The sequence below is a fragment of the Halorubrum cibi genome, from assembly GCF_900182635.1.
Lineage (GTDB): Archaea > Halobacteriota > Halobacteria > Halobacteriales > Haloferacaceae > Halorubrum > Halorubrum cibi.
The window spans coordinates 107,751-121,477 of the sequence record NZ_FXTD01000002.1; the positions used below are offsets into that span (position 1 = coordinate 107,751).

Below are 13,727 nucleotides of genomic sequence, written 5' to 3' on the forward strand. Positions count from 1 at the left end.
TCCCTTCGGGACTCTCAGTCTTCCGCCAAGTAGAACAGCGACTCCGTTTCGCCGTCACAGCCCGGACACGTCGCCGGAAGCGCTCGACGGAGCCGTCCCATCTCGCCGCAGGACGCACACCGCCACATCGCGTATCGCGTCCCGGTCACGTCGACGATCCGACGGCCGGCGTCACTCCGATCGGAGGAGATCACGCGTCACCGTCCGACTGATACGGTTCGCCGACCGCGCGTCGGGGCAGGAGGCTCATCAGCTCCTCGGTGAGTTCCTCCGGGGAGGCGAACTCGGTCGCGGTCGATCCGTTCACCGTCGCACCGAGGTTGACCTCGCCGTCAGCCAGCCGGATCGTCACGTCATCACACTCCGTCGCGACCGTCGAGGGCTTGACGGGGAAGGCCAGTTCGGAGAGCACGCCGTCGACCTGATTCAATCTGATCGTTCGTGTCATTACGTCAACAACGTCGTCAGGCGCTATGAACGTATCCCCTCGGGGGACACGGAGGAACGTTCGCAGAGGACTCCTCGCGGAGGGTCGTTCGCGGAACGAAGATCGGTGTCGGGACGTTTATTTCCGACCGTAGCCGAGGAGCGATATCGCATGGCCGAGCCGATCCTCAAGTGGGCCGGCGGGAAACGACAACTGCTCGATGCGCTGTACGCGCGGTTTCCCGAGTCGTTCGACCGGTACCACGAGCCCTTCGTCGGCGGCGGAGCGCTCTTCTTCGACCTCGAGCCGAGCGCAGGCACGATCAACGACGCGAACTCTCGGCTCGTCTCGTTGTACGAGCGGGTCCGCGACGAGCCGGACCGGCTCATCGAGCGGCTGGAGTCGTTCGAAGACCCCGAATCGGATCCCGATCCCGACCTCCCGTACGCGGAGACGACCCAACGCGGCCGCGACGTGGAGAGTTACTACTACCAGCAGCGCGCGCGGTTCAACGATCGACCGTACACGGGTGAGTACGACCCCCTCGAGGAGGCGGCGCTCTTAGTGTACCTCAACCGAACCTGCTATAACGGCCTCTACCGCGAGAACGCCGACGGCGGGTTCAACGTCCCGATCGGTCGGTACGCGAACCCGGACTGGGTCAAACGCGATCGGATCCGACGGGCGAGCGACGTGCTCGCCGACGTCGAGGTGTCCAACCGAGACTTCGAGTACGTCCTCGACGTCGCCGACGCCGGCGATCTGGTGTACTTCGACCCGCCGTACGAGCCGATGAGTCCGACGGCCGACTTCACCGCCTACAGCGCGGACGGATTCGACCGCGAGGACCAGGAACGCCTGATCGAGGTCGCGACGACCCTCGACGACCGAGGCGTGAACGTCCTCGTCTCGAACAGCGGCGTGACGTACGACAGGTACGCCGAGGCGGGCTTTCACGTCGACACCGTGGACGCGACCCGCGCGATCAACAGCGACGGCGACGGTCGGGAGGCGGTCGACGAGGTGATCGCGACGAACGTGCCCGAACCCGCTCGGCTCGCCGACGGACAGCGCGCGCTGTCGACCTTCGAGGAGCGGTGAGTCGTCGACCCCGTCGACGGCCCGCGCATCCACGGTCCGCCATCCGACGGGCTTTTTGACCTTCCCCGCTGTCGAGTCGAGTATGACGAAGCTCGACATCGACCTCGTTCTCGCGCCCGTCGACGGCAGCGAGGCGTCCCACGAGGCCGTCGATTACGCGATCGGGATCGCGAGCGAGTACGGCGCGAGCGTCCACGCGCTGTACGTCCTCGACGAGGAGGTCGTCCGGGCGTTGGAGTCCGGATCGATAGACGAGCGCGACGTCGCCGAGGACACCGCCGCCTTCACCGAGTCGGTCGCGGAGCGCGCCGAGGCCGCCGGGATCGCCCACAGCAACTCCATGGCGTACGGCTTCTCGACCGAGATGAAGACGGTCCACCCCGGAAGCGTCGTCCTCGACACCGCCGAGGAGCTCGAGTCGGACTTCATCGTCGTGCCCCGAGAACCGGTCACCGGCGAGCCGGGACAGGTGCTCGAGAAGGCCGCGGAGTACGTCCTGCTGTACGCGAGCCAGCCGGTCCTCTCGGTGTGATCCCGACGCTAACGTCACCGACGACCGCGAGGTCCCCTCTCGCGACGATCGGCGACCTCCCCTTCCTCCCGGCGGGGACGACGCTGCCACCGCTCCCGTACCTCCTCGTCGTCCTCGTCGCCGCCGGCGGGGTCGCGGTCGCGCTCCGCCGGCGACGACCGACGATCGGTGCCTCACACGTGCTCGCGTTGACGCCGTGGATCGCCCTCGGATCCGCGCTCCACGTGCTGTACGTCGTGGGAGCGCTTCCCGATCCTCTTGCGCCGTTCGGCGGGTCGCCGACGGTGTACCCCACGGTCGCGACGCTCGCGGGCGCGACCTGGCTGGCCGCCGACGCGGTCGCGGACGACGCCGACCGCGTTCCGATCGTCCTCGCGACCGCGGGAGCGCTCGCCCTCGCTCCGGTCGTCGCCGTCGCGGTCGCGGGCGGCGTCTCCGGGTCTGGCGCGTACTGGTCGGCGATCGCGGCGGTCGCCTCCGTCCCGGTGGCGGCGCTCGTCTGGCGCGCGCTCGCCCGGATCGAGCCGGGCGTCGCCGTCACCGGCGGCGTCGGCGCGCTCGCCGTGTTCGGGCACGCGCTCGACGGTCTCTCGACCGCGGTCGGGGTGACCCAGCTCGGCTTCGGTGAGCGCAGCCCCCTCTCGCGGATCATCCTCGAACTCGACTGGATTCCGGCGGTTCCGGTGCTCGGCGAAGGGTGGCTGTTCCTCCTCGTCAAGCTGGCGGTCGCGAGCGCCGTGGTGTACCTCTTCGTTCCGTACGTCCGCGAGGAGCCGGCGGAGGGACTGCTCCTCCTCGGCTTCGTCGCCGCCGTCGGACTCGGCCCGGCCGTCCACAACTTGCTCCTGTTCACCGTGACGCCTTGAGAGCGGAGCGGGACGGGGTCGAAAAGCGGGGGTCGGGCAGGGTCGGAGAGCGAGTTCGAGAACCAGTCGAAAAACGCGGTTCGAGCGGGATCTGAGCGCAGGACGTGGAGCGGCCGCTGCTCAGTCCTCCTCGACGACCTCGGGGTCCTCGATCGCGGACTGAAGCGAGTCGAGCCCGTTGACCCACTCGGAGACGAGCCCGTACTCCAGTTCCTCGACGAGCTCCATGTCGAGACGCTCCCCGTCGATGACGCGGGTACCGGCCTGGACGACGTACCCCAACGCGGCGTCGAGGTCCTCGTCGGCCTCGGCGTCGGCGGCCGCGTGGACGAACTCGTCGACGTCGCCCTCGACGACCCCGCCGACGACGAACTCCTCGGCCGCGTAGAAGACGGGGACGAGCGAGGTCTGGACCCCGTCGATGAGCATGACCTTGTCCTCGTCGTCGAAGGAGACCTCGGCGAGGACGATGTCGCTCACGTCCCGGATCTCCTCGACCGCGCGGTCCTCGTCGATCCGGTCGTCCTCCAGCGCCGCGAGGACCTTCGCGATCGCGATCGCGGCGTCGTCCTGGAGGTTCAAGAGCAACCGCGCCGAGTCCTCGTTTTCGGGATCGAGATCCTCGTCGGCGAGCCTGTCGAGCCAGTTCTGCCAGCGCTCCTCGGAGTAGAACGTCTCAACCGCCTCGTCCTCGGTCATATCCAATACCTCTCCCGGACTACTCAAAGGCCTTTCTTATTTATGCCCCCGAGAGACGCCGTCACACCCGGCTGAGAACTGACGGAGCCCCGATCAGTCGAGGTTGCTCTTCAGCTCCGGAACCAGCTCGTCGGGGTCCACCGGCTTGGTCACGTAGCCGTCCGCGCCGGCTTTCACCGCCTCCATCATCTTCTCCTGCTGGTCGACGCTCGTGCACATCACGACCACGGCGTCCGGCCATCGGTCCTTGATGTTCCGCGTCGCCTCGATCCCCGTCATCTCCGGCATCACGACGTCCATCGACACGGCATCGGGCTCGTACGCCTCGAAGAGCTCCACGGCCTCCGCGCCGTTCTCCGCCTCGCCGACCACGTCGAAGGACCCCTCCAACGCGTCCCGAACGACGGTCCGCTGGAACGAGGAATCGTCGACGACGAGTACCCGTTCGGTCATATCGACTCGTCGCCGGCGGTCGATATAAGCTCGCGGATCGACTCTGGAACCTCCGGACCGCGCCCGAGGGCGTCGCTGGCGGACGCACGCCTCGACGTTCGATCACCTTGTATATTTGATCGAGCGTATAATGAACATAGGAACAAGGTTAAGGTATCTCACACGATACCGATGGATATGGAAACGCGGAAGGTCCAACGGCTCGGGCCGTCGACGCTGGCGATGACGCTCCCGGCCGAGTGGGCACAGGAACACGGCGTGAACAAGGGCGACGAGGTCTCCCTGCGGATGGGTGGGAAGGGAACGCTCACGGTGCTGCCCGAGTCGGTGAGCTCGGAGGAGTCGGAGGCGGTCATCAACGCGGACGGGCTCGACGCGCAGGCGCTCGAACGCGCGGTCGTCGCCCAGTACGTGCTCGGCCGACGGGTGATCCACGTCCGGAGCGAGGGGACCCTCGACAGCGAGCACATCAACGCGGTGTACAAAGCCGAGACCCAGCTCATGGGACTCGGCGTGATAGAGGAGACGCCCGAGGACATCTCGATCCGGTGTTCCGTCGATCCCGAGGACTTCACGCTCGACAACCTGCTCGAGCGGCTGGAGAACACCGGTTCGACGATGCGCGGCGAGGCCGTCAAGGCGCTCGCACACGGCAACGCTGACCTCGCCCAGCGCGCGCTCAACCGCGAGCGGCAGGCGAACAAGATCTTCGTGCTCCTCCTGCGGCTGATCTTCACCGCCTACCAGAACCCGAACCTCGCGCGGGCGGTCGGACTGGAGGAGGGGTTCCCGCTCATCGGCTACCGGTCGGTCGCGAAGAACCTCGAACTCACCGCCGACAACGCCGAGGACATCGCCGACATCGTGATGGAGGCCGACGGCCACACTCTCGACGTCGACAAGGCGACCATGCGACAGATCCGCGAGTTCACGGACCAGGTCGACGAGCTCACGGCGCTGGCGGTCCGGGCGGTCGTCGAGCGGGACTACGACCTCACCGTCGAGTGTCGCGATCTCTTCGCCCGGCTCGAGGACCGCGAACAGGAGATCCTCGGCGAACTCCCCGACGACCTCGACAACGACGTGTTGTTGATGACCCGCGAGGTGCTCGTCAGCCTTCAGCACACCGCGGAATACGCCATGCGGAACGCCGAGATCGCCGCCAACCTCGCGCTCAACGAGGCGTCCGACCACGTCGACATCGTCTAGTCGGACAGTCGACGCCCTGCGGGTCTCGTCCCCCGCGCGGATCGCCAAGTTCGCATGAACTAAGTGTCCACCCGCGAAGCGACTCGTATGACCGAGGGATCCATCGAATCCGACAAGGGGATCGGCGTGACGCTCGCGCTGTCCGCCGTCGCGGTGGTCGGCGCAGTCGTGATGTACGGCCACCCGACCCAGTTCGGGAAGGCATGGGGATTCGCCGCGGCGTTCGTCTTCGCGCTGCTGGCGGTCGTCGCCGTCCAAGCGTTCGAGTGAGGCGGCTCGACGAGAAACCGTTAAGCGCGTCTGACGCCAACGTCCGACGATGACCGAGTACACCGAGGAAGAGCGGCGGATCCTCGCGTACCTCACGGACAGCATCACTCGCGGCGAGCGGTACGTCCGCTCGAAGACGATCGCCGACGCGATCGGTCTCACCGCCAAGCAGGTCGGCTCCCGGCTCCCGCGGCTCGCCGAGAAGGCCGACGACGTCGAGATCGAGAAGTGGGGCCGCGCCCGCTCGACGACGTGGCGCGTGAGCCAGGGCTGAGGCGGCTCGACCTGGATACCGATCGGGTACGCTCGGAGCCGGCGGTCGGATCCGCGACTCCACCCTTTTAATCTCTCCGCGTTCGTACTCCGATCCATGACCGTCCGAGTCTCCCGGACGTTCGAGTTCGACTCGCCCGCAGCGGACGTGTGGGCGTTCATCTCGGACGCGGAGAAGCGCGCAGGAGCGATCAGCGTAGTCGACACGTTCGAGGTCCACGGCGACGGGACGGCGACGTGGCACGTCGCGCTCCCGATCCCGATGATGCGGTCGACGATCACGGTCGAGACCGAGGAAGTCGAGCGCGACCCGCCGAACCGAGTGAAGTTCGTGGGCAGATCGAGCGCCTTCCGGGTGACCGGCGAACACGTCATCACGGAGACCGAGGGGGGCTGCCGGCTCGCGAACGAGTTCGTCGTCGAGGGGAAGCTCCCCGGCGTCGAGTCCTTCTTCAAGCGCAACTTCGACGAGGAGCTCGACAACCTGGAGGCGGCGCTCCGCGGGTCGTTGACGCTCGACGCCTGAGTCCCGCTCGAACCGGTCGACGCGTCGGCCGATCCGGTCTCCGTGGTTTTATACGCGAGCGGGACGTACCGGAGGCTGCCGAAGTTCGACGCTTTTCTCGTCGAAGTTCGGCGACAACGACCCGCGCCCGTCCCGCCTCGGGCGACGGCCCGATACAGCCTGGGGGTCCGCTGTTCGGTGCCGTCACCCGTCCGCTCGCCTCCCGTTTCGCCTCTCATCACGCCTCAACTCTCGCCGCTTTTCGCCTCTCGCCGACTTCGTGTATCGCCGATGTCGTCCATCGGCGGTTCGATTCGCGTCGGTTCCGGTCGAACCTCCCCGGATAGCGACGGGAGTATCAGCGTGGATAATTCGAGCGACACCTTCTTCATCCGTTTCGGCCTGCGTACGAACGCCGCGGGCGAATCCGGCCGATCACCCGTTTCGGGCATGGTCGGCTCAACCACTCGCTTCCACCGTCCGTCGTCCGTCGGCGTGGGTTCGGGCCACCCGCTCCCACCACCACCCGGACCCGTTCGAGGCGTGGAAGCACCGATCCCTCTTCCCGGAACCGAGTTGACCCGCCGAGTCGTGACACCGGATCCTCGTCGAATCGCGACGCCGTCGTCGAAGCGCAAGGTCGATACGTCCCTGTCGAGTACGTTCGCTCGAATGTTCCCCCGCGAGTACCGCGGCGTCGCCTTCGCCGTCGGGCTCTTCCTCGTGGTCCAACTCGGCGCGCTGGCGTTAGTCCCCGAGTTCACGGAGAGCGGCTATCAGCCCGTCGAAGACCCCCAGGACCCGACGAACAGCCTGGTGTACATCGTCGCCATCGTCGTCATGACGGGGCTGATGCTCGCGGCGTTCCGCTACGAGTTCGACTGGGCGATCCGACTGCTGATCGTCGGCGTCTCCGCGTGGCTCTCGTGGTACGTGTTCTCCGCGTTCACCTCGCCGCTTCTCGCGGCGATCCCCGCCGTCGCGGTCGCCGTCGGCCTGCTCGTTCACCCGGAGTGGTACGTCATCGACGCCGCCGGGGCGTTGATGGGGGCGGGGGCCGCCGGGCTGTTCGGGATCTCCTTCGGGATCTTGCCGGCGCTCGTTCTTCTCGGCTTCCTCGCCGTCTACGACGCGATCTCGGTGTACGGCACCGAACACATGCTCTCGCTCGCGGAGGGCGTGATGGACCTCAACATCCCCGTCGTCCTCGTGATCCCGCTCTCGCTCTCCTACTCCCTCCTCGAGGACGACTTCGAGGACGCGAACGACGTTCACGAGGAGGACGCGGAGGGTGACGGGAACGAAACCGCCGACGAGGGAGACGCGCCCGCCAACGAAGACGACGGGGGAGACGCCCCCGCCGAAGGGAACGAACGCGACGCCTTCTTCATCGGACTCGGCGACGCCGTGATCCCGGCGGTGATGGTCGCCAGCGCGGCCACCTTCTCGCCGGCCGCGGCGCTTTCGGTCCCGTTCCTCGAACTCAACCTCCCGGCGCTGTTCGCGATGGGCGGCACGCTCGTCGGTCTGCTGTTCCTGTTGCGCTGGGTGATGAAGGGCCGGGCACACGCCGGACTCCCCCTGCTCAACGGCGGAGCGATCGGCGGGTACCTGCTCGGCTCGCTCGTCGCGGGCGTCTCGCTGGTCGAGGCGCTCGGGCTCCCGATCGCGTTCTAGCCGGTGGAGACACTCGCACCTTGGAACGTACGACCCTCGACGACCACAAGGGACTTACCGGTCGTCCGGGAGGGGGCAAATATGTCCGTCGGATCCCTCCCTCGCCGACACCCGGTACCGGTGTTCACGACCGCCCTGTTCCTCGTCGCGCTCGGGATGACCGTGGCGTACTACGCCGACCTCATCCCCGGCGTTCCGCGGGCGCTCCCGACCTTCGTCGACCTGCTGGTCGTGACCGGAGCCCTCCTCGCGGTCGCGGCGACGACGTGGGCGGTGTCGCTCGCCACGGACTGACGGATCCTACGGGAAGCCGACCCGACGCGACCGGTCAGGAACCGCCGCCGACGCCGTGACGGACCTTCACCGCGACGCCGCTCTGGAACGCGAGCGCCTCGGTCCCGGACAGCTCCGCGCGCCCCACGGCGAAGAGGGAATCGTCGCCGTCGACGACGAGCACCTCGTCGCCGGGGCGGATCCCCTCGTCGACCGCGGTCACGAACTTCGCGAAGGCGTTTCGCCCGTCGCGGACGAACGGCTCGCTCTCCTCGCCGACGACGACGCGGTGAGCGGGCTTCGGAAAGAGCCGCTGAAGCCGGCGCGCGCCGATCTCGCCGAGGGTGAACCGCCCGTCGGTGCCGTAGGTGACGATCCGGTCCCCCTCGGCGCTTCCCGGCGTGTCGTCGACGTCACCGGCGATGACCTGCCGGGGGCGTCCGCCGCTCGACCGACGGATCGTGGTCGGCTCGTCGGGCGGGAAGAGCGCCCGGCCGGCCCCCGATCCGAACTGGTAGTCCGCGCCGGTCCGCAGGTCGGCGAGGTCCTCGCTGTCGCTCATGGCCGCGGTACCGCCGCCGCGCGCAAATCGGTTCCGATACGGCCGTCGGTCCCGGTACGGACGCGGATCACGCTCCGTGTCCGTTCGACTCGGCCGCGGCCGCTCGCCGCGCCTGAACGACGAAGAGCGCCGTGGCGAACCCGATGAACCCGGCCGCGAGCAGGAACCCGGACTCGGTGCTCGTGAAGTCCATCGTCGCGCCGACGGCCACCGGCCCGACGACCTGTCCGACCTTCCAGGAGATGGAGCGCAGCGACATCGAACTGGCGACCGAGTCGTGGCGCTCCCCCTCGTCGACGAACAGCGACATGCTGGCGGGCAGCCGGATCGAGTCGGCGACGCCGAGCAGCGAGTAGGCCGCAAAGAGCGAGAAGAACGCGCCGCCGAGGGTCTGTGTGTCTCCGAGATACGATATCGTGACCGGATCGACGGTCCCCTCGAAGTACGTCGCCAGCGGGATCGCGGCGGTGCCGATCCCGTACAACACGGCCCCGATCGCGACGAAGGCGTGTCGCCTGCCGTACCGATCGGTGAGGTCGCCGACGAACCCCTGCGTGACCGCCTTCGTCGCCTTCCCGCCGGCCATGATCCACCCGATCGCGAACGCGGAGATGCCGAACGTCGTCCGGGCGTAGATCGGGAGGAAGATGATGACGGCCATCTTGCCGACGCTGAAGGTGAACCGGAAGATCACGAGCGAGCGGAGCATCGGCAACGCCAACAGCGACCGGAACGTCCCGACGCCGTCGACCGCCTCGGGGTCGGTCTGGCCGCCCGGATCGTCCCGCAGGAAGCGGTAGACGAGGAGGAAGCTCACGAGGGTGATCACGGAGAGCACGGCGTACGTCTCAGTGAACCCGTACGCGTACAGGAGGTAGCCGCCGAGGAGGTCGCCGGTGAGCGAGGAGACCGACGCGAACTGGTTGTACGACCCGAGCCAGAGCCCCTGTTCGTCGTCGGGGCTGATCTCGCCGATTATCGTCGCGCCGGTGATCCAGAGCACGCTCGCGCCGAGCCCTTGAGCCATCCGGACGAGGATCACGTGGATCGGACTCGAGACGAACGCGAATCCGACGAAGACGCCGACGTTGATCAGGAAGCCGGCGAGCAGGAACCGTTTGGCGTTGCCCGTGTCGACCGCTCGACCGAGGGGGAGGACGATGAGGAGTTGGACGGCCGCGAAGGCGGTACCGAACAGTCCCTCGATGAACCCGGTGGTTCCGAACAGGTCCGCGTACAGCGCGAGCGCGATGAGGATCGTCGAGTACGCTTGACTGCGCGCGAAGGCGGTCCCGGCGAGCGACGCGAACTCCGCGTTGCCGAGGAGCCGTATCGAGTTACCGAATCGGGCCACGATCGAGTACCGGCTCGGCGAATGAGGTCCACGTAGTAAAGGCCGCGCGAGCCGGCGGTCCCTGCTGGATTCCGTCCGCGGACGCTCCCAAACCGACCTCGTCGCCTACAGTTCGATCCGCTCGACGAGCGAGCCCTCGCCGTTCTCCTTCGTGTTGATCGCGACGATCCGGACGACGTCCTGGAGCATCGATCCCTCCACTTTGGCTTTCAGGAGCGAGTCGACCTGGTAGACCCCCGCGGCGTTGTTCATCCGGATCTCGACCTGGACGGGCAGCTCCTCGTCGGGGTGGAGGATGACGGACTCGATGGCCTGTGAGGAGACGGTGTTGATCCCCCGTCCACCCTTCTCGTAGGGGACCCGCGAGCGCCCGCGTTCCATGTCGAGGCCGTCGGCGATCCGGATGACGCCGGCCTCCCGCGTCAGCGTCTCCTCCTCGGTGTGGTGACAGAGGATGGCGTGGAGCACCTCGGCTTTGACCCGAACCTGCTCCGAGACGTCGTAGAACTCCGGGAGGAATCGGTCGAGCACGTCGGCGGCCAGCGGGATCGAGTAGTAGGAGTGCTCGTCGCGGTGGACGACGTGGCCGATGTCGTGGAGCGTCGCCGCCAGCGCGATGATCACCGGCTCGTCGGCCTCCTCGAGCCCCTGCTGGCGGGCCCCGTTGAACTCGACGCCGCCCGCCTTGAGCAGGTCGTAGAGCCGGAGCGCGCGGTTGCGAACGATCTCGACGTGTTTCGTCCCGTGGTCGTTGTACCCCTTGCGATCGACGGCGTTGACGTTCTGCGCCTCCAGGTACGTGGTGATCTCCGGATCGTTTTCGATCCGCTCGAGCACCTCGTTGACCCGACCGTCCGGGAACGCGTGGTCCGCGGCCGGATCGTACTCCTGTCTCGCGACGTGTTCGTCCTCGGCTGGCTCGCTCATAGGTCATAACCGTGTCGGCGGACGCCTAAATAGTGTGCCGTCGTGGGCTGTAGCGTGTCGTCCGCGTCCTACCGCTGACGGGGGCGTCGATCCGTGCCGCCCACCGCCGGCCACGCGCCTCCCATCCGCCACATCGAGAGGTCGACGTCGACGCCGGGCGAGTCGGCGTTCGTCCCCCCGTCGGGGCCGCGACCGGGATCAGTTCCCTCCCCGGCGTCGGCGACGATCGAGACGCCCGTCGCGTCGTGGCGGGTGGGGTAGATCCGGGTCGCGAGCGCCCGGCGTCCGTTCACGAACAGTTCGAGGACGCTCGCGTCGACGAAGACCCGAACGTCGAGGGGTCGATCCAGGTCGTCGACGGCGACGCCGACGGGCGCGTCCCGCGCGTCGCGGTCGAGGCTGCTCTCCGAGCGGTCGACGACGACGCGGTCGCTCCCGATCCGGACCGCGGTTCGCTCCGCGCCGTCTGGCGATTCACGGACTCGGAGGGAGACGGCCGAACCGGGCGCGTCGTCGGGGTCGAGTCGTGCCCGGACCTCGAACGCCTCGACGGTCGCGTCGAGTCGCTCGGGGGTCCCGTCCGCGGTCAGCCGGTCGTCGACGAGCCGCGTCTCGCGGAGGCGCTCGATCTCTCGGGCGGGTCGCTGGCGGAGTTCACCGTCGACGACCGCGAGTTCGCGTGGGAGACTCATCGCCCCCGACCAGCCGGCGTCCCACCCGCTCTGGGCCGACCGCTCCTCGCGGAGCCAGCCGATCGTTATCGTTCGGCCGTCGGGGGTCGAAAGCGACTGCGGCGCGTAGAACGCGCCCGGATCGAGGACGCCCTCCTCGTCGACGCGGAACCGCCCGACGTCGGCGTCGAACGTGCCGCGGAAGTACCGCACGTCCTCGTAGTCCGAGACGTGGATCAGGTCGCCGTCCGAAAAGCGGAGGAGTTCGGGACACTCCCAGACGACGCCGGGGTCGGCCTCCTCGGTCACGAGGGCGGGACCCTCGTAGGTCCACTCGCGGAGGTCGCGGCTCGTGTACAGCACCGCCGCACCGCCACGGTCCTGGAGCCCCGCGCCGATCAGTTGGTGCCAGCGGTCGTTTTCATACCAGAGGCAGTGGTCGCGGAAGTGCGCCGGTTCGCCGGGCGTCGACAACAGGTCGAGTTCGGGCGGCGGCGACCGGATCACGGGGTTCGCCGCGTCGGGCTCGAAGCGCGTCAGGTCATCGTCGGTCGCGGTCGCGAGACACGGCCGCTGCCACCCGTCGCGCCCCCCGGTGTAGAGCGCGTACACCGCGTCGGCATCGCCGGCAGCGACGGAGGAATCGGCGTCGTCGCCGGCGGGTACCACGCGTGGGCCGGATCCCGCGTCTCCGTCCGCGTCGTCGACGCGCTTGACGGCGACCGCACACCCCGACCAGCAGCCGTCCCGGTCGGGGCCGCTCGGATCGGGGGACATCGCGACCGGTCGGTCCTCCCAGCGGACGAGATCCTCGCTGACGGCGTGGCCCCAGTGGACCGTGCCGTGGTACGGACCGGCGGGATTGTACTGGTAGAAGAGGTGGTAGGTCCCGTCGTGGTGGATCATCCCGTTCGGGTCGTTGAGCCAGTTGGCCGGCGGGGTGACGTGGTAGGAGGGGCGGTCGCGGTCGCCCGAGAGAGCGTCGCGGTAACGCTCGAGCTCGCGGCCGCTCTTCGGCCGTCCCGTCGCGAGGGCAGTGTCGTACTCGCTTTCCCCCGCGAGCCAGCGGATGACGTCGGCCGCGAATCGCTCGCGATTCGCCTCCGTGGTCGCGTCGTCGTGCTGGGCGAACTCCATGCCGACGCCGACCCCGATGACGGTCCCCGACCCGATCCGCCACTGGAGCACGGTCACCTCGCCGGGGACGTCCTCGACGCCGCGGTGGGTGGACGCGAGGACGTCCGCTCGCTCGGGGAGCACGTCCTCGTACCGGGCGTAGGGCGCGGTCGAGCCCGCGGGACGGATGTGGTGGCGGAGGCCGGAGAGCCCCTCGACCGCGGGGTGGCCCTCGTACAGCGGGTGCCACAGCGGGCCGACCGGGTCCGTCACCTCCTCGGTCCCGGTCGCGTCCGGCGGGACTGGGTCGATCCCGAGCGCGCTCACCTGCGCGAGCGCCCGCGCCGAGCAGAACAGCCCGCCGCCGTCCGCGAGGAACGCCCGGATCGGCTCCGCGCAGTCCGCGACCGTCGCGGGGTCGCTCACGGGATCGTAGGCGTGCCACCAGAGCGCATCGAAACGGTCGAGATCGGCTTCTCCCGCCGCGACCGCCGAGAGCGCGACCGTCTCGACGTCCCCGACCACGTCGCGGGCGAACGCGAGCGCGGCCGCCGCCTCCGTTCCGTCGGACACCCCCTCGGCCGCCGCCTCGCCTTTCGTCGCCCCGCCGTCCGTCTTCCTCCCGTCCGTCGACCCCTCGATGAGGAATCCGAGGCGGGGTCCGTCGTCGGTCATGATCCCTCGTTACCACGCTCGTAGTAAAAACCGTTCTCCCGTGACGGCGTGACGGATCCGCGGACGAGTCGGTCGACGAACCCGCCGTCGCCCGGCGGGGACGGCAGATTCGGTCGGTGACGAAACGCATAAACGGC

17 protein-coding genes are annotated in these 13,727 nt (G+C 68.4%); 9 read left to right on the top strand and 8 right to left on the bottom strand.

Annotation, left to right across the window (positions count from 1 at the left end):
* Window positions 1-14: 14 nt before the first annotated feature.
* Window positions 15-194: a DUF7130 family rubredoxin-like protein gene (locus tag FN829_RS03095; protein ID WP_142985544.1), complete on the bottom strand. Its 180-nt coding sequence runs from the start codon at window positions 192-194 to the stop codon at window positions 15-17.
* Entirely contained in the window at window positions 191-448 is a 258-nt protein-coding gene (locus FN829_RS03100) for a DUF5789 family protein (RefSeq protein WP_142985545.1), read from the bottom strand. The genes FN829_RS03095 and FN829_RS03100 overlap by 4 nt, the downstream gene beginning before the upstream one ends.
* Before the next feature lie 150 nt (window positions 449-598).
* Here FN829_RS03100 and FN829_RS03105 point away from each other — a divergent pair, with 150 nt between their 5' ends.
* The 3 genes from FN829_RS03105 (at window position 599) to FN829_RS03115 (ending at window position 2,926) form a co-directional block, all read left to right on the top strand.
* The gene (locus FN829_RS03105) at window positions 599-1,528 is read left to right on the top strand and encodes a DNA adenine methylase (RefSeq protein WP_142985546.1); all 930 of its coding nucleotides are present in this window, start codon (window positions 599-601) and stop codon (window positions 1,526-1,528) included.
* Between the two features lie 82 nt (window positions 1,529-1,610).
* The gene (locus FN829_RS03110) at window positions 1,611-2,060 is read left to right on the top strand and encodes a universal stress protein (protein WP_142985547.1); all 450 of its coding nucleotides are present in this window, start codon (window positions 1,611-1,613) and stop codon (window positions 2,058-2,060) included.
* Between the two features lie 47 nt (window positions 2,061-2,107).
* On the top strand, window positions 2,108-2,926 hold the full coding sequence (locus FN829_RS03115) for a DUF63 family protein (RefSeq protein WP_142985774.1): 819 nt from the start codon (window positions 2,108-2,110) through the stop codon (window positions 2,924-2,926).
* A gap of 120 nt (window positions 2,927-3,046) precedes the next feature.
* Here the strand turns inward: FN829_RS03115 and FN829_RS03120 are convergent, their stop codons facing one another.
* Complete coding sequence (locus FN829_RS03120; RefSeq protein ID WP_142985548.1) at window positions 3,047-3,625, bottom strand: DUF2150 family protein; 579 nt, start codon at window positions 3,623-3,625, stop codon at window positions 3,047-3,049.
* 93 nt (window positions 3,626-3,718) lie between these two features.
* On the bottom strand, window positions 3,719-4,078 hold the full coding sequence (locus FN829_RS03125; RefSeq protein ID WP_142985549.1) for a response regulator: 360 nt from the start codon (window positions 4,076-4,078) through the stop codon (window positions 3,719-3,721).
* 177 nt (window positions 4,079-4,255) lie between these two features.
* Between FN829_RS03125 and FN829_RS03130 the strand changes: the two genes are divergently transcribed.
* The 6 genes from FN829_RS03130 (at window position 4,256) to FN829_RS03155 (ending at window position 8,306) form a co-directional block, all read left to right on the top strand.
* The gene (locus FN829_RS03130) at window positions 4,256-5,287 is read left to right on the top strand and encodes a phosphate signaling complex PhoU family protein (RefSeq protein ID WP_142985550.1); all 1,032 of its coding nucleotides are present in this window, start codon (window positions 4,256-4,258) and stop codon (window positions 5,285-5,287) included.
* An 87-nt stretch (window positions 5,288-5,374) separates the two neighbouring features.
* Window positions 5,375-5,557, top strand: coding sequence for a DUF7525 family protein (locus FN829_RS03135; RefSeq protein ID WP_142985551.1), 183 nt, complete (start codon window positions 5,375-5,377; stop codon window positions 5,555-5,557).
* Window positions 5,558-5,606: 49 nt separating this feature from the next.
* On the top strand, window positions 5,607-5,831 hold the full coding sequence (locus FN829_RS03140) for a DUF7123 family protein (RefSeq protein ID WP_142985552.1): 225 nt from the start codon (window positions 5,607-5,609) through the stop codon (window positions 5,829-5,831).
* A gap of 96 nt (window positions 5,832-5,927) precedes the next feature.
* Window positions 5,928-6,356, top strand: a complete 429-nt coding sequence (locus FN829_RS03145) for a CoxG family protein (protein ID WP_142985553.1) — start codon at window positions 5,928-5,930, stop codon at window positions 6,354-6,356.
* 651 nt (window positions 6,357-7,007) lie between these two features.
* On the top strand, window positions 7,008-8,012 hold the full coding sequence (locus FN829_RS03150) for a presenilin family intramembrane aspartyl protease PSH (RefSeq protein WP_142985554.1): 1,005 nt from the start codon (window positions 7,008-7,010) through the stop codon (window positions 8,010-8,012).
* 81 nt (window positions 8,013-8,093) lie between these two features.
* On the top strand, window positions 8,094-8,306 hold the full coding sequence (locus FN829_RS03155) for a hypothetical protein (protein WP_142985555.1): 213 nt from the start codon (window positions 8,094-8,096) through the stop codon (window positions 8,304-8,306).
* Between the two features lie 34 nt (window positions 8,307-8,340).
* On the opposite strand, the gene FN829_RS03160 is transcribed toward FN829_RS03155, so the two are convergent.
* The 4 genes from FN829_RS03160 to FN829_RS03175 all read right to left on the bottom strand — a co-directional run bounded on the left by FN829_RS03160 (window position 8,341) and on the right by FN829_RS03175 (window position 13,590).
* On the bottom strand, window positions 8,341-8,847 hold the full coding sequence (locus FN829_RS03160; protein WP_142985556.1) for a PUA domain-containing protein: 507 nt from the start codon (window positions 8,845-8,847) through the stop codon (window positions 8,341-8,343).
* Window positions 8,848-8,914: 67 nt separating this feature from the next.
* The gene (locus FN829_RS03165; RefSeq protein ID WP_142985557.1) at window positions 8,915-10,201 is read right to left on the bottom strand and encodes an MFS transporter; all 1,287 of its coding nucleotides are present in this window, start codon (window positions 10,199-10,201) and stop codon (window positions 8,915-8,917) included.
* Between the two features lie 105 nt (window positions 10,202-10,306).
* Window positions 10,307-11,128 carry an HD domain-containing protein gene (locus FN829_RS03170; protein WP_142985558.1) on the bottom strand — a complete coding sequence of 274 codons (822 nt, stop codon included), beginning with the start codon at window positions 11,126-11,128 and terminating at the stop codon, window positions 10,307-10,309.
* Between the two features lie 68 nt (window positions 11,129-11,196).
* Window positions 11,197-13,590, bottom strand: coding sequence for a GH32 C-terminal domain-containing protein (locus FN829_RS03175; RefSeq protein WP_142985559.1), 2,394 nt, complete (start codon window positions 13,588-13,590; stop codon window positions 11,197-11,199).
* Between the last annotated feature and the right edge of the window lie 137 nt (window positions 13,591-13,727).

What these genes read in the sequence shown, in the direction of transcription:
- FN829_RS03100 (WP_142985545.1), bottom strand. Translation starts at nt 448, where the DNA reads ATGACACGAACGATCAGATTGAATCAGGTCGACGGCGTGCTCTCCGAA.
- FN829_RS03105 (WP_142985546.1), top strand. Translation starts at nt 599, where the DNA reads ATGGCCGAGCCGATCCTCAAGTGGGCCGGCGGGAAACGACAACTGCTC.
- FN829_RS03110 (WP_142985547.1), top strand. Translation starts at nt 1,611, where the DNA reads ATGACGAAGCTCGACATCGACCTCGTTCTCGCGCCCGTCGACGGCAGC.
- FN829_RS03120 (WP_142985548.1), bottom strand. Translation starts at nt 3,625, where the DNA reads ATGACCGAGGACGAGGCGGTTGAGACGTTCTACTCCGAGGAGCGCTGG.
- FN829_RS03125 (WP_142985549.1), bottom strand. Translation starts at nt 4,078, where the DNA reads ATGACCGAACGGGTACTCGTCGTCGACGATTCCTCGTTCCAGCGGACC.
- FN829_RS03130 (WP_142985550.1), top strand. Translation starts at nt 4,256, where the DNA reads ATGGAAACGCGGAAGGTCCAACGGCTCGGGCCGTCGACGCTGGCGATG.
- FN829_RS03135 (WP_142985551.1), top strand. Translation starts at nt 5,375, where the DNA reads ATGACCGAGGGATCCATCGAATCCGACAAGGGGATCGGCGTGACGCTC.
- FN829_RS03140 (WP_142985552.1), top strand. Translation starts at nt 5,607, where the DNA reads ATGACCGAGTACACCGAGGAAGAGCGGCGGATCCTCGCGTACCTCACG.
- FN829_RS03145 (WP_142985553.1), top strand. Translation starts at nt 5,928, where the DNA reads ATGACCGTCCGAGTCTCCCGGACGTTCGAGTTCGACTCGCCCGCAGCG.
- FN829_RS03150 (WP_142985554.1), top strand. Translation starts at nt 7,008, where the DNA reads ATGTTCCCCCGCGAGTACCGCGGCGTCGCCTTCGCCGTCGGGCTCTTC.
- FN829_RS03155 (WP_142985555.1), top strand. Translation starts at nt 8,094, where the DNA reads ATGTCCGTCGGATCCCTCCCTCGCCGACACCCGGTACCGGTGTTCACG.
- FN829_RS03160 (WP_142985556.1), bottom strand. Translation starts at nt 8,847, where the DNA reads ATGAGCGACAGCGAGGACCTCGCCGACCTGCGGACCGGCGCGGACTAC.
- FN829_RS03170 (WP_142985558.1), bottom strand. Translation starts at nt 11,128, where the DNA reads ATGAGCGAGCCAGCCGAGGACGAACACGTCGCGAGACAGGAGTACGAT.
- FN829_RS03175 (WP_142985559.1), bottom strand. Translation starts at nt 13,590, where the DNA reads ATGACCGACGACGGACCCCGCCTCGGATTCCTCATCGAGGGGTCGACG.